Here is a 23,884-nt window from a genome sequence, read left to right as displayed (position 1 = left end):
CGACGGCCAGACCGCTGGAAGGCGTTTCACGGCGGCAGGTGACGAATAGGGGGCAAAGCATACCTTGCCTGCCTTTGGCTTGGCTTCGGAACTAGACATTAAGGTGCAAAGACGGTTCCGCAGCGGTTTTTTGAAATGCCACCTGAGGCGGTCCCGGGGTGTGCCGGAAGGCATGGTCCACAAGAAAGGAGGCCGAAAGGGGGTAGCGCCTAAGGTGCGGCCATCCTGAAACACGAGTTGCCTCTGTGACTGCATGGAACATCCTCTGCGACTTTGACGGCACCATCTCCGTCGAGGACGTGATCGACTCGCTGCTCGACCGCTTCGGCCGCCCTGGCTGGGAGACGCTCGAGCAGGATTGGCGTGCCGGCCGCATCGGCTCGCGTGAGTGCATGACCGGCCAGGTTGATCTGCTCGACATGAGCCGCGACCAGCTCGACAAGCATCTCAGCGGCCTGTGGATCGACCATGCTTTCCCGGCTTTCGTGGCCAAGACGCGTGAGCTGAACACGCCGATCCGCGTGGTCAGCGATGGTCTCGACTACGCCATTCACAAGATCCTGGGCCGTTATGGCCTGGACGACCTGCCGCTCGCCGCCAACCATCTGGCGCCGGCCCAGCCGCCGCGCCAGTGGCAGCTGACCTCGCCGTTCCAGGCCGAGGGCTGCCGCAGCGGTACGTGCAAGTGCGCGTGCGTGGCGCAGTCCCGCCAGAGTGGCGCCAAGACCCTGCTGATCGGCGACGGTGCTTCTGACTTCTGCGCGGCCGACCGTGTCGATTTCGTGTTTGCCAAGCATCGTCTGATCGAGCATTGCCGTGCGGCCGGCATTCCTTACGTGCCGATCACCGGCTTCGAGGACGCGCTGGAACTGCTGCCCAAGCTGCTCGATGGCAGCCTGCTGGAAGAGCACGCCCAGCCCGAGCGCATCGTTGCGATCGCCCGCTGATCCGCTTTACCGACTAACCCCCATACCCCATCCGGATTTGCCTGATGAATGCTTACGACCCGAACGCCGCTACTGGCGTGATTCCTGACGCCCAGCTGCTGGCCGATGAGGCGCAGTACAGCTCCTTCGGCGACACCGTGCACTACGTCGATCCGCCGAAGATCTTCCGCCACGGCGAAGGCAGCTGGATGTACGACACCGCGGGCGTGCCGTTCCTCGATCTGCAGATGTGGTACTCGGCGGTCAACTTCGGCTACGGCAACAAGCGCCTCAACGACACGTTGAAGCGCCAGATCGATGTGCTGCCGCAGGTGGCCAGCCAGTACCTGCACCAGACCCGCATCGAGCTGGCCAAGACGATTGCTGTCGACGCGCAGCAGAAGTTCGGCCTGAAGGGTCGCGTGCACTTCAACGTGGGCGGTGCGCAGGCAGTTGAGGATTCGCTCAAGCTGGTGCGCAACTTCAAGAACGGCAAGAGCCTGATGTTCGCCTTCGAGGGCGGCTACCACGGCCGCACGCTGGGTGCGTCGTCGATCACCTCGAGCTACCGCTACCGTCGTCGCTTTGGCCACTTCGGTGAGCGTGCGATGTTCATCCCGTTCCCGTACCCGTTCCGTCGCCCGAAGGGCATGACGCCAGAAGAGTATTCGGACGCCTGCGTGCGCCAGTTCGAGCGCTTGTTCGAGACCGAATACAACGGCGTGTGGGACCCCAAGGTTAACCAGGCCGAATACGCCGCTTTCTACGTCGAGCCGATCCAGGGCACCGGCGGCTATGTCATCCCGCCGAGGAACTTCTTCAAGGACCTCAAGAAGGTGCTGGACAAGTACGGCATCCTGATGGTGGTTGACGAAATCCAGATGGGTTTCTGGCGCACCGGCAAGCTGTGGTCGATCGAGCACTTCGGCGTGACGCCCGACGTGATCGTGTTCGGCAAGGCGCTGACCAACGGCCTGAATCCGCTGTCCGGCCTGTGGGCGCGCGAGGAGATGATTAATCCGGAGATCTTCCCGCCGGGCTCCACGCACTCCACCTTCAACTCGAACCCGCTCGGCACCTCGCTCGGCCTCGAAGTCATCAAGATGGGCTACGAGCTCAACTATGAGAAGACGGTGGCGGAGAAGGGCGCTCACTTCCTCGATGCGCTGAAGGACCTGCAGAAGCGTCACAAGGAAATCGGCGACGTTGACGGTCTGGGCCTGGCGCTGCGCGCCGAGATCTGCACCGACGACGGCTTCACACCGAACAGGGCGCTGCTGGACAAGATGGTCGATATCGGCCTGGCCGGCGACCTGACGCACAACGGCAAGAAGATCGGCCTCGTGCTGGACGTGGGCGGTTGGTACAAGAACGTGATCACCTTCGCGCCGTCGCTGGACATCACGCACGAAGAGATCGACCTGGCCATCTCGCTGCTCGACCAGCTGCTGACCCGGGCCAAGAAGGAAATGTAAGGATCAAGGCCGCCGCGATATGCGCGGCGGCCCTGGTTTTGTGTCACCTATTCCCATGCAGGGGATTCTGACAACGGCGACGCTTAAGCGTCGCCGTCTTTTTTTGTAGTCCGTGCGGGCGGAAACAGAATCTCCACGCGCAGGCCGCCTTCGCTGCCGGCCACGTAGCGCACGCGCGCATGGTGCCGTTCGGCGATGCGCTGCACGATGGCCAGGCCCAGGCCGGTGCCTTCTTCATTGCTGCCCGGCACGCGGAAGAAGCGCTCGCCCAACCGCGCGAGAAAAGCTGCCGGTACGCCAGGGCCGTTGTCTTCCACGTTGAGCATGGCGCCCTTGGCATCGCTGGACACACTCACCGTCACTTCGCTGCGACGGCCCGCATAGCGCAGGCTGTTGTCGATCAGGTTGTCGAGCAGTTCCTGCAGGGTGGTGCGGTCGCCATCGATCCACACCGGTTGCGGCGGACCTTCGTAACCCAGGTCGACGCCAGCAGCTAAAGCCTCGTGCACGCGCAGGGTCAGCAGGTCGGGAACCAGTCGCGCGAGGTCGATCAGTGCATGCGCACCGTCGTCGTGATCCGGCGACTGCGCGCGGGTGAGTGCGAGCAGCTGGCCCGAGGTGCGCGTGGCGCGCTGGGTCAGGCGCAGGATGTGCTGCAAGGCATCCTTGACGGTTTCCGGTGTGGGATCGCTCTGTGCTCGCTCGACGTGCACACGCAACCCTGCCAGCGGCGTGCGCAACTGATGCGCGGCATCCGCGATAAACCGCTCCTGCAGGGCCAGCATGCCGCGCAGGCGCGCGAACAGGCCGTCGATGGTGCGCGTGAGCGGCAGGATTTCCACTGGCACGTCGGCATCGCCGATCGGTGCGAGATCATGCTCGCGTCGGGCCAGCCTCGCTGTCAGTGGATCGAGCTGGCGCAGGCCGATGCGCACGCCGAACCACACTAGCACGAACACCGCGGCGATCAGCAGTGCCTGCGCGGGAATGCTGAGCAGCAGGATTTCTTTGGCGCGCTGGCGTCTGTCGCGCAGAGTTTCAGCGACGGTGATGGTGAGCTGATCGCCTTCTTCGTGGACGCTGTCGATGATCATGCCCGCGGCACGCAAGCGGCGGCGATCGAGCATGATGTCAAACAATTTCGGCTCGCCGTTGACGCTGAGGCCGAGTCCCGAAGGCGGCGTCAGCTTGTCGCTGCCAGCGAGCAGGCCATGGCGCTGGCTGACGATGCTGAAGTAGTTGATGTTGTTGTGACCCTCGGGGTCGTACTGCAGCAGGAAGCGCGCCTGCTCGGAGATCGGACCGTCCAGGCCTTCCTTCTGCATCATCTGCGCGACGGTCTCCGCGCTACCGGCCAGGTCGCGATCGTGCACGCTGTTCGAATACACCAGCGCGCCGGTGTAGGTGATCAGGCTTTCGATAAACAGCATTGCCATCAGCGGTACCAGCAGGAACGCCAGCAGCCGCCGGCGCAGGCTCTGCCGCCCGTCGGGTTCCAGCATCCGGTATAGCCAGGGCTGTGAGGGTCTGCTCATGACCTTCTCATGGCCCATGTTGAGTAGCGGTGGGCTGACCCTGGCGTGGGTTCGTTCATGCCGCGCCTTCCTTCACTTCCTCAAGCAGGTAACCGAGGCCGCGGATGGTGCGCACCTGGGTGCCGGAATCCGAGAGCTTGCGGCGCAGGCGGTAGATGGCGATATCCAGGCCGTTATCGGTGAGTTCCTCGTCCCAGTTGCACAGCGCTTCGACCAGTTGGGCGCGGCTGGTGACGCGGTCCGGGCGTGCCGCCAGCGCTTCGAGCAGGCCAAATTCGCGCGCGGTGAGTTCCAGTGGCGCCTCGTCGACCCACGCACGGTGGCCAGGCAAGTCCAGGCGCAGGCGGCCCAGCACCAGCTCCGGCGCACCTTGGGCGGTGTAGCGGCGCAGCAGCGCGCGTACACGGGCGTCGAATTCCGCCAGAGCGAACGGCTTCACCAGGTAGTCGTCGGCGCCGAGGTCGAGCACGCGCACGCGCTCGCGCAGACCCTCGCGTGCCGTGATGACCAGCACCGGCAGGCTGGCGCCGCGCTTGCGCAGGCGTTGCAGTACGTCGCTGCCATCCAGGGCGGGCAGGCCGAGGTCGAGGATCAACAGGTCATAGGGCGTGTCGCGCAGCGCCGCGTCAGCGCGCGCGCCGTCGTTCACGTGGTCGACGGCGTGGCCGCTCTGGCGCAGCGAGGCACAGACGCCGGCGGCGATGGCGGGATCATCCTCGGCGATCAGGATGCGCATGAATAACTCCGATCAATAACAAGGGGAAAGCGGGGATATGGGGACGCAGAGCTGCTCGAATTGAGAGTGATTATCATTTGTGGCAAGATCTTGCGCCCGGCCACGGTGGCGGCCTATGTCCGCCAGCTTAGCGCCCGGGCGGATCGCTGGGACAGATCACAAGCGGCGCCATGGCACTACCAGCCCGCGATAAACGCACAACTGACGGGCAGGGTGGATGGCGAAGCAACAGGCAGTGCGAATGCAGGGCAGGCAAGGCCAGCCGGAGCGCGCGTTCTGGCTCAAGCAGCTGCATCGTTGGCACTGGATCAGCTCGGCCTTGTGCCTGGTCGGCATGCTGTTGTTCGCCGCCACCGGCATCACGCTCAACCATGCCGCGCAGATCGAGGCGAAGCCGCAGACCGTGCATCGCGAGGTACAACTACCCGCGCCGCTGCTGCGCGCGCTGTCCGGTGAGGACGAGCGCAAAGGCGTCGCATTACCTGCCGCCGTCGCTGATTGGATCGGCGACGCCGTGCAGGTGGATGTAAGCGGCCGCAAGGGCGATTGGTCGGCCGACGAAATCTATCTCTCCATGCCGCGCCCGGGTGGCGACGCCTGGCTCAGCATCGACCGCGCCACCGGCAAGCTCGAATACGAAGGCACTGCACGCGGTTGGATTTCCTATCTCAACGACCTGCACAAGGGCCGCAACGCAGGCCCGGTGTGGGGCTGGTTTATCGATGTGTTCGCGCTGGCCTGTGTGGTGTTCTCGGTCACCGGCCTGCTGCTGCTGAAAATGCACGCCGCCCAGCGCGGCGCCACCTGGCCGCTGGTGGCGTTCGGGCTGGTGCTGCCGCTTGTACTTGCTCTGATCTTTATTCACTGAAAGGAACGCCGATGCGTCGCCTGCTGTTTTCCATGCCCGCCTTGCTGCTCGCTGCGCCTGTCGTGGCCGCCGATCTCGATGTGACCGTGCAGATTCCCCAGCTCGATGTGGCCGAGTACCACCGGCCGTACACGGCAGTGTGGATCGAGCGCGAAGACCACAGCGTCGCCGCGCAACTGGCCGTGTGGTACGCGCAAAAAGAAACCAAGGAGGGCGCCGGCACCAAGTGGCTGCCGGAGTTACGCCAATGGTGGCGCCGTGGCGGACGCGAACTGCAGATGCCGGTCGACGGGGTCTCCGGCGCGACGCGGCCTGCTGGTCAACAGCAACTGAAGTTCAAGGACGGCAAGGCACCGCTGGGCCAGCTTGCCGCAGGCAAGTACGAATTGGTGGTGGAAGCCGCGCGTGAAGTCGGCGGACGCGAAGTCGTGCGCGTGCCGTTCACCTGGCCGGCCACGTCGCCGCAGCACCTCGATGCCAAGGGCAGCACGGAACTTGGCGCGGTAAAGCTCGACATCGCGCCCTGATCCTTCAATCACTTTTACCGGAGTCCACCATGCTCAAGCGTTCCCTGTCTTTGGCGGTTCTCGCCCTCGCGCTTCCCTTTGCTGCGCAGGCGCACAAGATGTGGCTGCTGCCTTCGGCCACTAATGTTTCCGGCGCGGATCCCTGGGTGACGGTGGATGCCGCAGTATCCAACGATCTGTTCTATCCAGACCACGTACCGGGCGATCTCTCGCGTCTGGTGATCACCGCGCCGGACGGCCAGACGGCCAAACCGGATAGCGCCATCACCGGCAAGTACCGCAGCGTGTTCGATCTGCATCTGACCCAGCAGGGCACCTACAAACTGTCGCTGGTAAATGCCGGCGTGTTCGCCAGTTACGAGCAGGGCGGCCAGAAGAAGCGTTGGCGCGGCGATGCAGCGAATCTGGCGAAAGAGCTTCCCGCCGATGCCAAGCAGATTGAAGTGAGCGAAGCGGTCAATCGCGTGGAAACCTTTGTCAGCAACGGCAAGCCCAACGAAGCGGCGCTCAAGCCCAGCGGCAAGGGACTGGAGCTGGTGCCGGTCAGCCACGTTACCGATCTAGTGGCTGGCGAGGGCGCGACTTTCCAGCTGCTGCTGGACGGCAAGCCGGCCAGCGATATCAAGGTCAGCGCTATTGCCGGTGCCACGCGCTATCGCAACGCGCAGGACGAGTTCGACGTCACCACCGGCAAGGATGGCAAGTTCACTCTGACCTGGCCGCATGCGGGCATGTATTGGATCAACGCCAGCACGCAGGACGACAAGACCAGCGTGAAGCAGGCGAAACAGCGTCGCCTGTCGTACACGGCCACGCTGGAAGTGTTGCCGCAGTAAGCGCTGCGATCGTCATGTCGGCACAGCATCACGCAACATGTTTTGTGCAAAGCCTGCATGGCGAAACCATGGGTACGACCTGGTCGGCGCGCGTGGCGGCGCCAGCCGATGTGCCGCTGCATCACCTGCAGAGCGGCATCCAGCAATGCCTTGATCTGGTCGACGGGCAGATGAGTACGTACAAGCCGCACTCGGCGCTGTCGCGCTTCAACACCGCGCCGGCCGGCACCTGGCGCCCGCTGCCGCAAGCGTGCTTCACCGTGTTGACGCATGCGTTGCGGCTCGCCAGCGATACCGGAGGTGCCTACGACCCCACGGTGGGGCCACTAGTGAATCTGTGGGGCTTCGGCCCCGCGGCGCGGCCGGAGAGCACGCCGTCCGATCGCGCGATGACGGAAGCGCGGGAACGTGTCGGCTGGTGGAAGGTGAAGCTCGATGCAGCGAATGAGATGGCTTATCAACCAGGCGGCAGCTATGTCGATCTTTCCTCGGTGGCCAAAGGCTATGTGGTCGACCTGGTTGGCACGTGGCTAGACGATGCAGGCGTGACGTCATGGCTGATCGAAGTCGGTGGCGAGCTGAAGGGCAAGGGGACGAAGCCTGATGGCTCGCCCTGGCGCATCGCTATCGAACACCCGGATGCGAGCGGGCAGCATGGGCGCGTGGTGTCGCTCAGCGGTTGCGCCATCGCGACATCGGGCGATTACCGGCGCAGCTACGGTCGCGGCGGCCAAACCTATTCGCACCATATCGATCCACGCAGCGGCAGCCCGGTTCCGCACACCGTGGCTTCGGTCAGCATCCTGGCCGCGCAGGCGATGACCGCCGATCCATTGGGTACCGCCATGACAGTGATGGGGCCGGAGCAGGGGCTGGCCTATGCGCGCGAACGGCATCTTGCCGTGCTGTTCGTGCTGCATGGCGAGCATGGATTCGAAGAGCGCATGTCGCCGGCGTTCGCCGAAGCCCTCTGCACGTGAAGAGCATCGCAGCCATCGACAAGTCGCGCCTGGGCAACCTCGCAGTGATGCTTGCACTGGCTGTCGTCGCGGCATGGCTGTTCCGCCTGCATGCCGAAGCGATGCAGTGGCGCGATCCCGGCCTTGGTCGCTGGTTGGCTGCGGGATTGAGCGTGTCGATCTGGATGGGCTTCGTGGCGTTGCTGCGCCGACGACGGGCGCAAGCGAGCGGAATGAATTTGTCGGTCATCAAGGAAACAGAGGCCAGCGCGATTCTGGTGGCCTACGCCAGCCAGACCGGCTATGCGGAGCAACTCGCACGTCAGACCGCGCAAGGCCTAATGGCCGCCAAGTTGCCAGTGCGGCTGGCCGAACTGGGCGGACTCGACGTGCCGGCTTTGCGTGCCGCCGGCCGTGTGTTGTTCGTGGTCAGCACTACTGGCGAAGGTGACGCACCTGATCGTGCAGCCTCCTTCGAGCAACGTTGTCTGCGGCAGGCCGGCGAGCTGGACGGCCTGAGCTATGGCTTGCTCGCGCTGGGCGATCGCGATTACGAGAACTTCTGCGGCTTCGGCCATCGCCTGCATCACTGGCTGGCGCAGAGCGGCGCGCAACCGCTGTTCGATCCGGTGGAAGTGGACAATAGCGACGATGGCTCCTTGCGCCACTGGCAGCATCATCTCGGTCTGTTGAGCGGTGCCAACGATCTGCCGGACTGGCAGCCACCGCAGTACCAGCGTTGGCAATTGATCGAGCGCCACCTGCTCAATCCGGGCAGCGCAGGCGGTGCGTGTTTTCATCTCGCGTTGCGTCCGTTGGACGGCGAGCTGGCATGGGAGGCGGGTGATCTGGTGGAGATCGAGCCGCGCCATGCGATGTCCGACGTCACCCGTTGGCTGGATGCGGCGGGTTTCGATGGCTCGATTTCATTGGCGGATGACGGCGGGAGAGAATCGCTGGCGACGCGACTCTCACGCAGCCATCTGCCATTGGCCGCCGACGTCGCCGGTTGGACTATGGAGCAACTGGCCTCGATTTTGCGGCCGCTGCCGCATCGCGAATACTCCATTGCCTCGCTGCCGACTGACGGCGCGCTGCATCTGCTGGTGCGCCGCATGCACCGCGACGATGGCACGCCCGGCATCGGTTCTGGCTGGCTGACGCAAGGAGCGCCGGAGGGAAGCGAGATCGCACTGCGCATCCGTTCCAACCCAGGCTTCCACCGACCGGTGCGGGACGTGCCCCTGATCCTGATCGGCACTGGCACTGGCCTGGCCGGGTTGCGTGCGCTGTTGAAGGCGCGTGTGGCGGCGGGACATCGGCGTCACTGGCTGTTGTTCGGTGAGCGGCACGCGGCACACGACTTTTTCCATCGCGAAGACATCGAGCGATGGCAGGCGGCGGGTGATATCGAACGCCTCGACCTGGCGTGGTCGCGTGAAGCGGCGGCGCCGGTCTATGTGCAGCAGCGTCTGGCCGAAGCGGCGGACGAACTGCGCCGATGGGTGGAGCAGGGAGCTGCGATCTACGTTTGCGGCAGTCTCGCCGGCATGGCGCCCGGGGTGGATGCGGTGCTGCGCGCAACGCTGGGCGGCGAACAGATCGAGCAATTGCGCATGAGTGGGCGCTATCGCCGCGATGTCTATTGAGTGCGACGTGAGGGTTTGCGTCGTGACCTTTGGCCTATGCCTCGATCGGCGTTCATGGCGCAACCTGCATCAGGTTTCGGGGAGACATCACGATGCGGAAGCGATGGGGCTTGGCGGGCAGCCTTGGGGTGGCGATGGCGTTGGTCGCCGTCTCCTGGCATGGCATGGCACAGGACGCTGCGGCTCCGCCAGCCGCGACAAAAGCGGCGGATACCAAGCCAGCGGTCGCCGCACCTGCATCTGAAGCGCCGGCAGCGGACATAGCGGAAATCCCCCTCGTCCACGGCAATGCGGCCGGTGTAAGAACGCCCAGCGCACCGAATGCCTGGGGCGGCGAGCGCACCGGCAGCGAGTCGACCCTGTCCGACCGGGTGGTGAGCTATCGCATCGATGCAGAGCTGGACGCGGCCAAGCACGCGGTGACCGGCAAGCAGCAGATGACCTGGCGCAACCGCAGCGACCGCGCGGTACGCAGCGTCTATTTGCATCTCTACCTCAACGCCTTCAAGAACGAAGGCAGCACCTTTTTCGGCGAGCGCCGCGTGCTTACCGCCCACGGCCGTTCGCGCGGTGCGGCGGTGCTGAAGAAAGGGCAATGGGGCTGGATCGATCTCCAGCGCGTGCAGCAGGGCAATGCTTCGCTGAAGTGGAGTTTCGTGCAGCCGGACGGTGGCCCGAAGACTGACGAAACGGTGGTGCGCGTCGATCTGGCGCAGCCGGTGCCCGCGGGCGAGACGCTGACCCTGGATATCGATTTCCTCAGCCAACTGCCGCGCGTTGTCGAGCGCACCGGCTGGTGGGGCGACTTCAACCTGGTCGCGCAATGGTTTCCCAAGATCGCCGTGCTGGAACTGCCGGGCGAACGTGGCGCCACCGAGGTGCAGTGGAACGCGCACGAGTTCCACTTCAACAGTGAGTTCTATGCCGATTTTGGCAGCTACGACGTACGCCTGACCGTGCCCTCCGACTACACCGTCGGCGCGGTGGGCGAGCAGCAGGGAGACCCGGTGCAGGGCAATGGCAAAACCACGTATCACTTCGTGCAGGGTGATGTGCACGACTTCGCCTGGGTTGCCGGCAAGGGCTTCAAGACGCTGGATGGCAGTTACACCGGGCCAGGCAGCCCCAAGGTCGCGGTGCGCGTGATCTATCCGACCGAGTACACGGCGAGTGCGCAGCCGGTGCTGAAGGCGACCATCGATTCGCTCGGTTACTTCTCGAACACGCTGGGCGCGTATCCCTATCGCACGGTGACGGCGGTGGTGCCGCCATACAACGCGGCCGAAGCGGGCGGCATGGAATACCCGACCTTTTTCACGGCAGAAGGCTATGCCGAGATCGATGCGCGTACGTCGGACCAGTGGGAGATTGACTTCGTCACCATCCATGAGTTTGGCCACGGCTATTTCTACGGCCTGCTCGCCTCGAACGAGTTCGAGGAACCGATGCTGGACGAGGGCCTCAACGAATATTGGGACGAGCGCATGCTGCGTGAGCGCAACCAACGCATCCTGGTGCCGAGTTCGTGGGCGGCGCGCATCGGTGTCCGGCCATCGATGGATGTGTTCGTGCAGGAGCGCATGGGCGCAGGCCTGAAGTCGCCGTACGACCCGCTCAGCGAAAACGCCTGGAACCGCTTCTCCAGTAGCAGCTATGGCACGGTGTATTCGCGCACCGCCACGGCCATGCACGATCTGGAGGAACGCCTGGGAAAACCGGTGATGGAGCGCGCCTTCCGCGAGTACTACAAGCGCTGGCATTTCCGACATCCCTCTGTCGCGGATCTGCGCGCCACGTTGATCGATGTGTCCGGCGACGCCAAGAACGTCAACGAGATCTTCGATCAATACGTCTATGGCACCGCCTTCGTGGACGATCGCGTGGCGTCCATCGACAACGAAGAAGTGCTGCCGCTGTCGGGCGTGACGGACAAGGGCGGCAAGCGCAACGAAGTGGTTGCCGTCGAGCTGGAAAAGCAGATCGACAAGCAGCGCGACGCCTGGGACAAGGCACACCCGAACGCCAAGCCCGGCGAGGGGCCCTTCCCCTGGCGCGTCACCGTCACCGTAGTACGGCAGGGCGCGCCGGTAGCGCAGTTGCTGCGCGTGAAGTTCGCCGACGGCAGCAGCGAGGATGTGCACTGGAACGATCAGCGACGCTGGGCGCGCTTCGTGTTCGACAAGCCATCCAAGGTGGTGTCGGCCGAACTGGATCCCGAGCAGAAGATCCTGCTTGACGCCAACAAGCTCAACGACAGCCGCACGGCCAAGGGCAATACGGCCGCGTCGCGACGCTGGACTGCCGATGTCACGGCCCTGCTGCAGGCCTTCTACTCCTTCCTGGTGACGCTGTGATGGCCTACAAAAATTCCCGTCGTGTCGCCTTCGGTGCCTTGCTGGGTGCTCCGTTCGCCGCGCTGCAGTGGCGGCTACTGCTGCTGTGGGTGCTGCTGATGTTGTTGCCTGCAGTGGCGGTGGGTCTGCCGCTGCTGCATGCACTGGGCGGCCTGCTGGATCACTCGGTGCATGCTGATGCCTGGGGGCGCCAGTTCGACGCCATGATGTTTGGCGATACCGTGCGCGAGCTCGGCAGCAGCGATGGCGCGCTGACCGGCGCCTTCTTCGCCGCGCTGCTGATCACCTTGCTGCTGACGCCGCTGCTCAACGGCATGATCGTCGGCAGTGGCCGTGCGGGGCGTCCGCTGGGTTTCGGCCATCTGCTGCAGAGTGGCGTGGTGGAATACGGCCGCATGTTCCGACTGATGTTGTGGTCGTTGGTGCCGTATGCCGCTGCTGCATTTTTGGTGAAGACCGGCATGAACCTGCTTGACGACAAGATCGATGTCGCGATGTTGGAATCGCAGGCGGCCTCCGCCAAGCACCTGACGGCGTGGCTGCTCGGCCTGGTGGTCGTGCTGGCACAGGTGATCGTTGAATCCGGCCGCGCAGCCTTCATCGCCGACACTGGCCTGCGCTCGGCGACAGTGGCAATTGGGCGTGGTGTGATGCAGTTGTTGCGTCGTCCGTTCAGCAGCCTGTTTGGCTATGTCCTGATCACTGCGATCGGTTTTGGTATCGCCTTTACCCTCGGTGTGGCGCGTGCGCATACCACGGCAGTGGGCGGGCTGGGATTGCTGCTGGCCTTCCTGCTCAGCCAATTGGTGGTGGCGGCGATCGGCTGGACGCGCATCGCGCGTCTATTCGCGCTGGCCGAAGTGGCGCGCTCGCTGGCCGGCGGGCGGCGGGCAGGGTATTGAGCCGGTCCAGGATATTCTCGATGGGATGTCGATCTGTAGGGTCTGACTCGGCTTTAGGCGAGCCAGTTCACAACCTATCGTGGATGCAGCGCCGTAGGAGCGCACCCTGTGCGCGACGAACCGGCAGAACTGCCGGTTTGCACGGCGTTAGCCGCCCGAATGAAAGCCCTGCGATAGCAGGGCCGCTTTTGAATGCCACTGCTTACTGACTGAAGAGCTCGGCCCTGTCGGGCCGTTTCGCGCACAGGGTGCGCTCCTACAGAAGCAGTCATCCTTCCGCAGGATGGACGTCCAAACGCACAAGCACGATTTCGCCGCCGCCATCGATACGCAGACGTTCGCTCGTTTGGGTATCGATCCATATCGAGTCGCCCTGGGCGACGCTCGTTGCTTCAGGGCCTGCGTGTATCTGGGCCTGTCCCGCGAGCATGTGCACGAACCAGTGCGACTGGGAAGAAGCCGGCAGCAACATGGCTCCCGTCAATGGACGAACCACCAGTTCGCCTTCGATGTCGTCACGAAGCATCAGGTTGAAGGCGCGCGTGGGGCCGTTGGTCAGCTCGGCGCGTGGTGCTGCTTCACCGTCAAAACGGGCGATGCCAAGCCGCAGCAGCGGCCGATCCGTACCGTCCGGAAAATGTAAAGTCAGCGGTGCATCCAGCGTAGCGAACTGGCGACGCACACCGGGAAGTGCGGAGAAGTCGGCATCGCGATCAAGCTGCGCGATGCTCAGGCGCCACTGCCAGTCCGTCGTTGCAGGGCCACTGTCCAGCACCGTGGTGGTGCCGCCGCCGTTGGCCCAGGGCTCCGCGCGCAGCGCCTCGGCGGGCACGCGGCGGAACGTGCTCATGCGTAGGCTCGGCGCGACTCGCGATAGGGCGGGTAGTAAGCGAACACGTGGTTGTAGCTGCCGCAGAAATCCATGTCTTCGATATGTTCGCCGCCGAGGCGCTCGGCCAGGCGGTCGGAGGCTTCATTGCCGACGCGCACCAGACTGATCACGCGCTGTGCATGTAGCTGGTTCCACGCGTAGTCGAGTACCGCGGCGCAGGCTTCGGTGGCGTAGCCGTGATGGCGCGACTCCGACTTGAGCATCCAGCCGAGTTCGATGCCCGGCCAGCCTTCCGGATTCATCAGGCCGACGCGGCCGATGAATTCTCCGGTGTCTTTCCGCTCCAGCGCCCACATGCCGTAGCCACGCAACTGCCAATGGCCAAGCAGCATCGCGAGGGAACGCCAGGCGTGGCCGCGATCGAGCGGTTCGCCATCGCCCACCCAACGGGTGCTGGTGGGGTCGGCCAGCATCGCGGCGTAGTCGTCGAAGTGGCGGGCGGAAAGCGCGGTAAGGCGCAGGCGTGCGGTTTCGAGGGTCGGGATATCGAACATCACGGCATCAAAGGGCGGGCAAGCCACCCAACAGACTGGATAGGGCGCGGGTACTCAGGGCGAGGCTCTCGGCCCACGGCAAGCCAATGATTTTCTCACCAGTGGCCGTGTCGATAAAGTCCTCTTCCTGGCCGGGCGGCAGCAGGTGGCGGTAATCCACGGTGATTTCGGTGCCGGCAGACAGCTCGCGCAGGGCGAATACAAAGCCCAGGTGCCACAGGCCGGTGGGGTCGAAGCTATGGTTGATAAAGCACTCGTCGGGCCAGTCCGGGGACACCGTGTAGCGGTCCTCGAACCAGCGGGCGCTGGCGTAGAGCTGGGAACTCAGCTCCGGCGAGCCGGTGAGCTCCGCGTAGCGCCAGGTGCGGTCAATGGCGTCTGGCGCGGTAACGATGCGCCCGGCGGCCACGTTTTCCTCCAAAAACAACCCCTTGCCAGCGCCGCCAATCGTTGAGGCGGCAATGCGGTAACGCGGAAGGATCATTACGGCTGGGGCCAGGGGCAAGGAATATGGCGGGCGAGTGTAGCGCAACCGGCACCGCCCGCCAGGGCCATGCCGGTTGCGGAGACAAAGCTGTTCGGACCAGCTTACTCCTCGGTTTCGGCAGGCTTTTTCTTGGCTTTAGCCTTCTTTGCCTTGGCGGGAGTGTCGGCTGCGGTATCGCCGCCTGAGAGCAGGATGGCGGCGCGGTTGCGCTCCAGTAGGGAGGTGCCGACGCCCTTGATCTGGCCTACCTCGTCCACGCTTTTGAACGGTCCGTGCTCGTCGCGCCAGGCGACGATGGCGGCCGCCTTGGCCGGGCCGATGCCGTCCAGCGCTTTGGCGATGGTGGTCGCATCTGCGTTATTGACGTTGACCGGGGTGGCAGCCTGCAGTGGAAGGGTGAAAGCCAGGGCAAGGGCGAAGGCAGCGAGTTTGCGAAGCATGGTGGTCTCCTGAGGTTGGAAGGACGGCGTCTGCGCGCCGTCGCATCACCTTGCCCGCTGGATCGGCCGCCGAAAGCCGGCGCGGCCGCGGCTTTCGAGTGCGTCGTGTGCCTTTCTATCTGTGCGCCGCGCCCTACGCGGCTGTGGGCCTGAGCCAGGCACCATGGATCGCACTGATACAATCGCCGCTTTCCCGATCTACAGGAGTCGCCCATGGATACCGCCCGTCTTTCCAAATTTGTCAGCGGACTGTGGGATGACGAGATCGTGCCTCAGCTGGTGGAGTACATCCGTATTCCCAACAAGTCGCCGATGTTCGATCCGAAGTGGGTGGAGCACGGCTACATGGATGCCGCAGTGAAGCTGATGGGAACCTGGGCGCGTTCCAAGCTTTCCTCGCTGCCGGGCGCGACCCTGGAAGTGGTGCGCCTCGAAGGCCGCACGCCGCTGATCTACATCGAAGTGCCCGGCCAGAGCGACGACACCGTGGTGCTTTACGGCCATCTCGACAAACAGCCGGAGATGACCGGCTGGGCTGAAGGCCTCGGTCCGTGGACGCCGGTGCTGAAGGGCGACAAGCTCTACGGCCGCGGTGGCGCCGATGACGGTTACGCGATCTTCGGTTCGCTGGCCGCGTTGCTGGCGCTGCACGAACAGGGCATCCCGCACGCGCGCTGTGTGGTGCTGATCGAAGCCTGCGAAGAGTCGGGCAGCTACGACCTGCCGTATTACGTCGACCATCTGGCCGACCGCATCGGCAACCCGTCCCTGGTGGTGTGCCTGGACTCCGGTTGTGGCAACTACGACCAGCTGTGGCTGACCACGTCGCTGCGCGGCATGACCGGTGGTGAGCTGAGCGTGCAGGTGCTGGAAGAGGGCGTGCACTCGGGCGATGCCTCGGGCGTAGTGCCTTCAAGCTTCCGCATTCTTCGCGATCTGCTGTCGCGCCTGGAAGATCCGGAAACCGGCACGATCAAGCCGAAAGAGCTGTACGTCGAGATTCCGCCGCAGCGTATCGAGCAGGCCAAGAAGTCGGCTGAAGTACTCGGCACGGCGGTATACGACAAGTTCCCGTTCGTCGAAGGCATGAAGCCGGTGACCACCGATCTGACCGAGTTGGTGCTCAACCGCACCTGGCGTCCGCAGCTCGCGGTGACCGGTGCGGATGGTCTGCCGCCGCTGGAAAGCGCCGGCAACGTACTGCGTCCGAAGACCGCGGTGAAGCTCAGTCTGCGCGTGCCGCCGACCCTTAGTGGCGGCAAGGCCGGCCAGTTCGTCAAGCAGTTGCTGGAGAAGGATCCGCCGTACGGCGCCAAGGTCACCTTCAAGCTGGAGAAGGACGGCAGCGGCTGGAATGCGCCGCAGCTGTCGCCGTGGCTGGAGCAAGTAGTGGCCGAGGCCTCGCAGAATTATTTCGGCGCACCGGCGGCGTACATGGGCGAGGGCGGCAGCATTCCCTTCATGGGCATGCTGGGCGAAAAATTCCCCAAGGCACAGTTCCTCATCACCGGTGTGCTTGGCCCACATTCCAATGCACACGGTCCGAACGAATTTCTGCACATCCCCACCGGCAAGAAGGTGAGCATGGTGGTAGCGGAAGTGGTGGCACGCCACTTCGAGCAGGCCGGCAAGGCTTGATGCCTCGCTCCTCCTCCTCCTCCTGCTTGCGATTCGAAGCCAGTCCCGTGTTGGGAGGGGATGAGCCCTTGCGAAGACGTTACACGGCTTGTGGGGCTTGACCCCACCCCGACCCTCCCCTGCTACACGCAGGGGAGGGGGAAGGTTTCTCCAATTCGGTCGGTTCTTGTTTCATGACGCCATCTTCCAGCGACCACGCCTATCTCGCCGACAACTGGTCCGACGTTCGTTGTCGCGTCGACGATGCGTGTCGGGCGGCTGGCCGCGATCCCTCCGAGGTCTCCATCCTTCCCGTCAGCAAGACCTTCAGCGCCGACGTCATTCGTGATGCGGTGGCGCTCGGTCTGCATCGCTTCGGTGAGAACAAGGCGCAGGAGATTCGCGACAAAGCGGGGCCGCTGGCCGATTGCGGCATTGAGTGGGTGGTGATCGGTCACTTGCAGACCAACAAGGCCAAGGACGTCGCGCGGCTCGCCAGCGAAGTGCAGTCGCTCGACCGGCTGGAGCTGGCCGAAGCGCTGGATCGCCGCTTGCAGTCGGAGGGGCGGGCGATCGATGTGCTGGTGCAGGTGAAGACCTCCAGCGAAGAAAGCAAAAGCGGCCTGGCGCCCGAGCAGCTGCCAGCTTTTCTCGAACAGCTGCGCGGCTTTGCCACCCTGCGCGTCCGTGGTTTGATGACTCTAGCTGTCCAGTCCGACGATCCCGCGCAGGTGCGCGCTTGTTTCCGCCGCTTGCGCGAATTGCGCGACGAAGCGGTGGGCCGGGGCCACGATCTGTCTCGTCTTTCCATGGGTATGAGCGGCGATTTCCCGCTCGCCATAGCGGAAGGGGCGACCGAGGTGCGCATAGGCACGGCCATCTTTGGCCGGCGCTCCGTTAGGACGGATGCCTAGCGTTAACGTTAGGAAGCGCCCGGAATTTCTGTGAGGTGCGGCCGGTTTTTTGGTTAGTTCCCTTTTAAATCAAATGGATGTGAGTCGAGAAAATTTTTAGAACGATGGGGTTCAGTTAACCTCAATCGAACATACGATCTACATCGCTTTGCTAAGTTCACACCTTCGTCACGGTCGTCAGCAATGCAGACGGCCAATCCTGTGAACAGCAAAGGGGATTCCTCCCGCATGCCAATCAAGCGATTGACCGCTCTTACCGTGTTGGCTGCCGCCGCTCTCGCTTCCGGCCCGCTGTTCGCCAGCCCCACCACGGAATCGACGCACGCTTCCCCGGCAGTCGCCACGATTACCCCTCCGCTGTTGAACCAACTGTCGATCTTCGCGCCCGCCCAGGTGCTGTCACAGTCGGCCATGCCAGCCAGTCTGGCGGCCATCAGCAACAAGTCGATCGCTGCCGACGATGCCGAGGCCGATGACAACGGCGACTTTCGCAGCAACCTGATCAGCCTGGCCATGAAACTGCGCAACATCCGTTATGTGCGCGGCGGCCATGATCCTTCCACCGGTTTCGATTGCAGCGGTTTCGTCCGCTACGTGTTCGCCCACGCTGTGGGTCTCGAACTGCCGACCAACTCCGCTTCGCAGTTCCTGGCCGGCCTCAAGGTCAGCCGTGCGGACATGCAGCCGGGTGACTTGGTGTTCTTCCGTACAGCCGGCGGTCGTAAGGGTGGCGGTCGCATTTCGCACGTTGGCATTTACATCGCCAACGGCCAGTTCATCCATTCGCCCTCGCACGGCAAGACCGTGCGCGTGGACAGCCTGCAAGAGGCCTACTGGGCCAAGCGTTTCGCAGGCGCCAAGCGCCCCGAGGCGATCGCACAGAACGGCTGAGTCCTTCTTCGTTTTTCCGCAGTCCAAGGCCGCCCAAGGGCGGCCTTTTTTATGCGCGCGGTTTGCCAGGACGCATTAGCCTTTCGGTGCGTCGCCGACCTGGCGCAACTCATCCGACTCGACGACGCGTATGCCTTCGCCCGGCGTGCAAGCGAGCCGCCACAGCGCGCGGGCGACCGTTTCTGCCTGGATACCGCGCCAGCGGCCGGGTAAGAGTGTGGCGAACGGCGCGGCCAGTCTTTCAGCCAGGCGGAATTCCTTGCGCGGCCCCAGCAGCAGCGAAGGACGCACGATGGTCAATTGCGGCCAGCCCTGTTTGCCGAGCGACAACTCCAGTTCGCCCTTGACCTGGTTGTAGAAGGCGCGCGATGACGCATTCGCACCGAGCGAACTGATCACCAGGTAATGCCGCGCGCCGAGCTTGCGCGCCTTCTGTCCCACCGCCAGTGGCAGGTCGTAATCGGCCATGCGGAATGCCTCGCGCGAACCGGCGTGGCGGATGGTGGTGCCCAGGCAGCAGATGGCCACCTCTATCGGCGCCTGCAGTTGCGGCAGCAGGCGATGCAGCATGCCTACCGGATTGTCCAGCCGCGGGTGCGCGGGCAAGGGCCGGCGTGTCGGCGCGAGAACGCGCGCGACCGCCGGATCGGCGAGTACTTCGCGCAACACAAAGCCGCCGGTAAGGCCGGTGGCTCCGGCGAGCAGGACGTTACGCGGCGTGTCGGTCATGAAGGTCGGCAGCGAGGAAGGCGCAGGATCAGCCTGCCACGCTGCGCCTTGGATGCGCGTGACGGCTTGCTCAGCATGAAATTAAAGCAGTGGAAGTGTCGCGGCTAACGCATGCTCGCCGGCCGCTGGAAATTCGCCTCCGGCTTCCACTGTGGATAGGGCGTCTCCATCGACAACTTGCCGCCGACCATGAACAGTGCGCGCAGGTCTTCCGCCACGCCGCGCAAGTCCCACTGTGGATCGCTGGCGGACGCTGGCGGGTTGTCGCTAAGGCCGAGGTATTCGCCAAAGCGCTTGCGACCCAACGCGAGGCCGCCAGTCACCAGGTTCAAGCCCGAACGCGCATACAGCACCGGCACGCCGTGGCTCGCAAAGCTGAGTTGGTCGGAGCGGTAGAACAGGCCCTGGATCTCGGCATCGTCCGGCGTCACGTTGCGGTGCTGCGCGCGTACTGCGTCGGCAAGATAGTCGTCCAGTTGCGATTGCCCATAGCCCACCACTGCTACATCGTGGCTGGGCCCGAGTTCCGGCAAGGCATCCATATTGATGTCGGCGACAGTGCGATCCAGCGCCACCACAGGATGTTCGACGTAGTAGTGCGAGCCGAGCAGGCCCGACTCCTCCATGGTCAGCGCCAGGAACAGCACGCTGCGATGCGGCTTGGGTGCGCGGTGCGCGAACGCCTCCGCCATTTCGAGCAGCCCGGCGAGGCCGGCGGCGCTGTCGACCAGGCTATGCACAGCCTGGCTGTCCTGCTCCTCCGGTTGATCCCAGTGCGTCGAGTAGATCACCGCCTCGTCGTCGTGTTTGCTTCCCGGCATCTTGGCGATCACGTTCTGCGACTGGCCGTGCACCACGCTGCTGTTGATGGCGACGCTGGCGGTGGCGTCGAGCGCTACCGGTTTGAAGCCACGCTGATACGCGGCCTTAGCCAGCGCATCGAAATCCGCCCCGGCACTGGCGAACAGCTTGCGTGCGGCTTCAGTTGTCAGCCACCCGGCGATGGGAAGGCTGGGCGACTGCCCGGCCCGGCCCGGAGGGTTGTACCAGGCGCCGCCCCAGCGGTCCTTTACCTTGTGCCAGGCATAGCCCGAAGCGGCTGCGTCGTGCACCACGAAGGCCGCAGCCGCACCATGCAATGCGGCCTGCTCGACCTTGTAGGTCCAGCGGCCGTAGTTGGTCGGCGTGCGGCCCTTGAACAGCTGCGGGTCCTGGCTACCCCAGCCGGGATCGTTGGACAGCACCACCACCGTCTTGCCCTTGAGGTCGACACCGGCGTAATCGTTCCACTGCTGCTCGGGCGCATCGACGCCGTAGCCGACGAAGACAATGGGCGAATCGTGGAGGGCGGCGTGTTCCTGGTTGGCGGGCGAGTTCACCACCATCTCGTCGCCGAACGCGAACTCGAGCAGCGCCTTGCCGCCGGCGATGGCGAGCTTTACCTGCTGCGGGTGCTGCACGGTACTGGCGACATACGGCACGTACTGGACCCAGTTGCCGCTATTGGCGGGTTGCAGGCCGATACGCTGGAACTGCTCGATCAGATACGTCACGGTGCGGCGTTCGCCTTCGCTGCCGGGCGAGCGATCGCGATAGCCGGGCGAGGTCAGCACCTTGATATGGGCGGCCAGATCGGCCGGCATGATGCCGGGCGAGAAATGAGCGGATGCGGAGTTGTCGCCGTCGCGCGAATTGGCCTGGTGGTGCTGGCACGCGGCCAGCACGACACACATGACGATGATCGACAAAAACCGGCGCATTCCGCATTCCCGCTACAGCTGGGCTGGAGGCGGAATGTAACCGCGTCTTCGCCGGCTGGAAACGCGCAAGTTTCTGCGGTGTCAGCCGGCGAAGACATGCGCCTGCGTAGGGATTCAATGTGCGCCGAAGTGATAGCTCGCTTCGATCCACCATTGGCGCCCATACGGGTCGTAGTTGCCGACCGGATAGAACGGCCAGCCACTGCCGGTACGGTCGCGCGGCGGCGCCTTATCCAGAAGGTTGTTGACGATCAGCGACACACTGGCGCGGTCATTGATGCGCCATGCCACGCTAGCGTTGTAGCGGAAGTAGGGCGCGATGCGTCCACTCTGGTCGGCATTCATCAGGCTGCCGTAGCGGATGCCATACAGCGTGGTGGTGACGTCGCGGTAGTGCCAGCTCAGGCTGCCGTTGATCTTGCTGCGCCACTCGAAGGTGCTGCCCGAATCGCTCTGGCCAGCACCGTCGCGCAGGTTCAGCACCACACCACCCGGGAATTGCTGGTACTCGTGGGTAAGCACCAGCGTGTAATTCAGGCGCAGCGCGAAATCGCCGGCCCGTTGCATGTCCCAGCGCAGATTGCCGCTGGCATCGATGCCGCTGGTGCGTTCGGTGGCCGCGTTGATCGGGTTGACGTAGATGCGCGTGGCGGTGAGCGGATCGACCGCGTTTGCCGCATTGCGTTGTACCCGTGCAAGCGTGGCCTGGCATTGCGGTGAAGTGATGTCCACGGCTTGTCCCGCCTGCGTCCGACCAAGGCGGCAATCGGCTTCGTCGCGCAGCACACCATCGGCGCTGAGGTTGGTCACCTCGTTGTCGATGCGCACGTTGTAGTAGTCCACCGAAACATCCAGCTGCTGGCTCGGCGACCAAACCACGCCGTAACTATAGGAGCGGCCATTCTCTGCCTTCAGTTTGTTGCTGCCATAGCTGGTGTAGTTGATGCTCTGATTGGCGAAGTCGCAGTTGCCAAAGGCTTGGCCGGCCACACGGCAGCGGCAGTAGTCAGTCAGCCCCGGGATGTAGCCGTTGGTGGCGCTGGCGAAGATGTAGTTCATGTCCGGCGCGCGGAAGCTGGTGGCATAGTTGCCGCGCAACAGCAGCGAGTCGATCGGACGATATTCCAGGCCCGCGCTCCAGGTGGCCTTGTGGTCGCGGCGCCCTGCGTAGCTGTAGCTGTCGTAGCGTCCGGCCAGGGTGGCAATCAACTTGTTCTGCAAGGGCAGACTCAGCTCGGCGCCGATGGCGTAGCGATCACGCTTGCCGCTGGAAGGCAGGCTGCCGCTGTTGTTCCAGAACACCCCTTGCGCCAGACGCGCATCCGGCGTGTTGCGATAGCCCTGGCTGCCGGCCTCGATCACACCGGCGAATCCCGCCGAGCCCCCCGGCAACGCAAACAGATCGCTGTGATTGGCGCTCAGGCTCAGCGTCTGCACCCATGCACTGTTGTGACTGGCATAAGTGTCGGTCAACTGGTCCCAGCTGGCTGGATTGAGCGGCTGATAGAGTCGGGTCGCGTCGGGCGTATAGACGGCCACGCCGTTGGCGGTGCCGGTGCGTGGCCCGAGGAAATATTCGTCCAGACCGCTGAGGAAGGCGCGTCGCGTGGTGGTGTTGTCGTACTCGGAGCGGTTATACGCGGCCTCGTACTGCCAGCCATCGCCGATCGTGCCGCGCGCGCCGACGGTGGCGTTCCACGAGCGTTCGAAGAAGCGCGTACCGGCCTGCGTACGGCCGCCGATTTCCTCCGGTGACAACCGCCGGTACCAGCGCTCCGGGTTGCCGGTGGTGCCGTTGATGAAATAGCTGTTGCTCGCCGCCAGCGACGTCCAGCTCGGTGCGCGCGTGGTATTGCGGATCTTGTCCACGCCCAGCATGAAATCACCGAACAGTTCGGTGTCATCGTTGAGCTTGTAGTGCAGGCCGGTGTAAGCGTTGACATTGCGCTGCTGCGTCTGCACCGTCCAGAACGTCGGTGGTGCGCGGTCGCTGCCGCAGTAATAGCCGAGGCGCGGGTTGTAGGCGCGGCGCACAGTGCCGCTATAAAGATTGCTCAGCCCATCGCAGGTCGATGCACCCGGGTCGATGTACTTGCCCGTGTTCATGTCGCGCCGATAGAACACAGCGGTTGGTTGCGTGGACCGGCCGTTGAGGCTGGGATCGCGCGCGAGCGAATCCATAAAGCTCCGGTCCGTGCCCCAGATGGGCTCGCGATGCGTAAGCTCTACGCCGAACACCGCATCCAGCTTGCCCCAGCTATGTCCGCCGCCAATCTGCAGGCGCTGGTTGGAGCCGCCACCGCCTTGTGTGCTGCCAACGCGCAGATCCACGTCCACGCCCTTGGCCTTCTTCTTGAGGATCACATTGACCACGCCGGCGATGGCGTCCGAGCCATACACCGCCGATGCACCGCCGGTCAGTACTTCAATGCGGTCGATCATCACGGCGGGGATGTTGGCCAGGTTCACGAAATTCACCGAGCCGTCGTAAGCCACCGGGTAGTCTGCGACGCGGCGACCGTTGACCAGCACTAGCGTGTGATTGGGGCCGAGTCCGCGCAGATTGATGGTGTTGGCGGCAGGCGTGAAGGTGTTGCCGAAGTCTTCGCCCTGGGTCATGCCAGTGTTCTGCGTGAGCGCATTGAGCGCGTCGTACATGCTGCGAAAACCACGTGCCTCGATATCCGATGCACTGATGGTGATGACCGGTGTCGGGCCTTCGACGTCGACACGCGGAATGCGCGAGCCGGTGACGGTGACCTGTTCCAGCGTCTTGCTGTTCTTGGTGTCGGCGGCGTGACTTCCGAGCGTGGCGAACAGGCCGAGCCAGAGTGATGTGCGCAGCAGGGTGCCGCCGCGCGATGCGGATCGATGTTCCATGGATGAGTTCCGG

At 64.1% G+C, this 23,884-nt stretch carries 21 protein-coding genes; 12 read left to right on the top strand and 9 right to left on the bottom strand.

Translation table 11 applies throughout. From position 1 onward, the window contains the following. The first annotated feature begins 245 nt into the window (after positions 1-245). Entirely contained in the window at positions 246-947 is a 702-nt protein-coding gene (locus BM338_RS09715; protein ID WP_090450683.1) for an MtnX-like HAD-IB family phosphatase, read from the top strand. Positions 948-991: 44 nt separating this feature from the next. Next, positions 992-2,401, top strand: coding sequence for an aspartate aminotransferase family protein (locus tag BM338_RS09710; RefSeq protein WP_090450682.1), 1,410 nt, complete (start codon positions 992-994; stop codon positions 2,399-2,401). A gap of 83 nt (positions 2,402-2,484) precedes the next feature. Here BM338_RS09710 and BM338_RS09705 read toward each other — a convergent pair whose 3' ends face one another. After that, a complete protein-coding gene (locus BM338_RS09705) occupies positions 2,485-3,936 on the bottom strand; it encodes a sensor histidine kinase (protein ID WP_255367245.1) in 1,452 nt (483 codons plus the stop codon). A gap of 55 nt (positions 3,937-3,991) precedes the next feature. Further along, positions 3,992-4,672: a response regulator gene (locus BM338_RS09700; protein ID WP_090450680.1), complete on the bottom strand. Its 681-nt coding sequence runs from the start codon at positions 4,670-4,672 to the stop codon at positions 3,992-3,994. Between the two features lie 241 nt (positions 4,673-4,913). Between BM338_RS09700 and BM338_RS09695 the strand changes: the two genes are divergently transcribed. From BM338_RS09695 to BM338_RS09665, 7 genes are all read left to right on the top strand, one after another. Further along, positions 4,914-5,540: a PepSY-associated TM helix domain-containing protein gene (locus tag BM338_RS09695; RefSeq protein ID WP_090450679.1), complete on the top strand. Its 627-nt coding sequence runs from the start codon at positions 4,914-4,916 to the stop codon at positions 5,538-5,540. An 11-nt stretch (positions 5,541-5,551) separates the two neighbouring features. Further along, positions 5,552-6,067 carry a DUF2271 domain-containing protein gene (locus tag BM338_RS09690; protein ID WP_090450678.1) on the top strand — a complete coding sequence of 172 codons (516 nt, stop codon included), beginning with the start codon at positions 5,552-5,554 and terminating at the stop codon, positions 6,065-6,067. Positions 6,068-6,096: 29 nt separating this feature from the next. Further along, a complete protein-coding gene (locus BM338_RS09685; protein WP_090450677.1) occupies positions 6,097-6,903 on the top strand; it encodes a DUF4198 domain-containing protein in 807 nt (268 codons plus the stop codon). A 14-nt stretch (positions 6,904-6,917) separates the two neighbouring features. Beyond that, positions 6,918-7,883: an FAD:protein FMN transferase gene (locus BM338_RS09680; protein WP_090450676.1), complete on the top strand. Its 966-nt coding sequence runs from the start codon at positions 6,918-6,920 to the stop codon at positions 7,881-7,883. Continuing rightward, positions 7,880-9,511, top strand: coding sequence for a sulfite reductase subunit alpha (locus tag BM338_RS09675; protein ID WP_255367244.1), 1,632 nt, complete (start codon positions 7,880-7,882; stop codon positions 9,509-9,511). Before BM338_RS09680 ends, BM338_RS09675 begins: the two co-directional genes overlap by 4 nt. A gap of 92 nt (positions 9,512-9,603) precedes the next feature. Then, positions 9,604-11,865, top strand: coding sequence for a M1 family metallopeptidase (locus BM338_RS09670; RefSeq protein WP_255367243.1), 2,262 nt, complete (start codon positions 9,604-9,606; stop codon positions 11,863-11,865). Then, positions 11,865-12,767, top strand: a complete 903-nt coding sequence (locus BM338_RS09665) for a hypothetical protein (protein ID WP_090450675.1) — start codon at positions 11,865-11,867, stop codon at positions 12,765-12,767. The genes BM338_RS09670 and BM338_RS09665 overlap by 1 nt, the downstream gene beginning before the upstream one ends. A gap of 268 nt (positions 12,768-13,035) precedes the next feature. Here the strand turns inward: BM338_RS09665 and BM338_RS09660 are convergent, their stop codons facing one another. The 4 genes from BM338_RS09660 to BM338_RS09645 all read right to left on the bottom strand — a co-directional run bounded on the left by BM338_RS09660 (position 13,036) and on the right by BM338_RS09645 (position 15,080). Further along, entirely contained in the window at positions 13,036-13,617 is a 582-nt protein-coding gene (locus tag BM338_RS09660) for a HutD/Ves family protein (RefSeq protein ID WP_090450674.1), read from the bottom strand. Further along, positions 13,614-14,153 (bottom strand): GNAT family N-acetyltransferase, encoded by a 540-nt coding sequence (locus BM338_RS09655; protein ID WP_090450673.1) that lies wholly within the window; start codon positions 14,151-14,153, stop codon positions 13,614-13,616. Before BM338_RS09655 ends, BM338_RS09660 begins: the two co-directional genes overlap by 4 nt. A gap of 7 nt (positions 14,154-14,160) precedes the next feature. Beyond that, the gene (locus BM338_RS09650) at positions 14,161-14,637 is read right to left on the bottom strand and encodes an SET domain-containing protein-lysine N-methyltransferase (RefSeq protein WP_090450672.1); all 477 of its coding nucleotides are present in this window, start codon (positions 14,635-14,637) and stop codon (positions 14,161-14,163) included. Between the two features lie 104 nt (positions 14,638-14,741). Beyond that, on the bottom strand, positions 14,742-15,080 hold the full coding sequence (locus BM338_RS09645; protein WP_090450671.1) for a ComEA family DNA-binding protein: 339 nt from the start codon (positions 15,078-15,080) through the stop codon (positions 14,742-14,744). Between the two features lie 213 nt (positions 15,081-15,293). Here BM338_RS09645 and BM338_RS09640 point away from each other — a divergent pair, with 213 nt between their 5' ends. From BM338_RS09640 to BM338_RS09630, 3 genes are all read left to right on the top strand, one after another. After that, complete coding sequence (locus tag BM338_RS09640) at positions 15,294-16,718, top strand: M20 family metallopeptidase (protein WP_090450670.1); 1,425 nt, start codon at positions 15,294-15,296, stop codon at positions 16,716-16,718. A gap of 173 nt (positions 16,719-16,891) precedes the next feature. Next, positions 16,892-17,611 (top strand): YggS family pyridoxal phosphate-dependent enzyme, encoded by a 720-nt coding sequence (locus BM338_RS09635; protein ID WP_090450669.1) that lies wholly within the window; start codon positions 16,892-16,894, stop codon positions 17,609-17,611. 228 nt (positions 17,612-17,839) lie between these two features. Further along, entirely contained in the window at positions 17,840-18,502 is a 663-nt protein-coding gene (locus tag BM338_RS09630; RefSeq protein WP_090450668.1) for a C40 family peptidase, read from the top strand. A 75-nt stretch (positions 18,503-18,577) separates the two neighbouring features. Here BM338_RS09630 and BM338_RS09625 read toward each other — a convergent pair whose 3' ends face one another. From BM338_RS09625 to BM338_RS09615, 3 genes are all read right to left on the bottom strand, one after another. Continuing rightward, a complete protein-coding gene (locus BM338_RS09625) occupies positions 18,578-19,231 on the bottom strand; it encodes a Rossmann-fold NAD(P)-binding domain-containing protein (protein WP_090450667.1) in 654 nt (217 codons plus the stop codon). Positions 19,232-19,335: 104 nt separating this feature from the next. Then, positions 19,336-20,991 (bottom strand): M28 family peptidase, encoded by a 1,656-nt coding sequence (locus BM338_RS09620; RefSeq protein WP_090450666.1) that lies wholly within the window; start codon positions 20,989-20,991, stop codon positions 19,336-19,338. A gap of 114 nt (positions 20,992-21,105) precedes the next feature. Next, entirely contained in the window at positions 21,106-23,871 is a 2,766-nt protein-coding gene (locus BM338_RS09615; RefSeq protein ID WP_090450665.1) for a TonB-dependent receptor plug domain-containing protein, read from the bottom strand. Between the last annotated feature and the right edge of the window lie 13 nt (positions 23,872-23,884).

The sequence above is a fragment of the Dyella sp. OK004 genome (assembly GCF_900114495.1).
Lineage (GTDB): Bacteria > Pseudomonadota > Gammaproteobacteria > Xanthomonadales > Rhodanobacteraceae > Dyella_D.
Note: the sequence above shows the minus strand (reverse complement) of the source record. Positions and strands in the feature narration are given on the sequence as shown.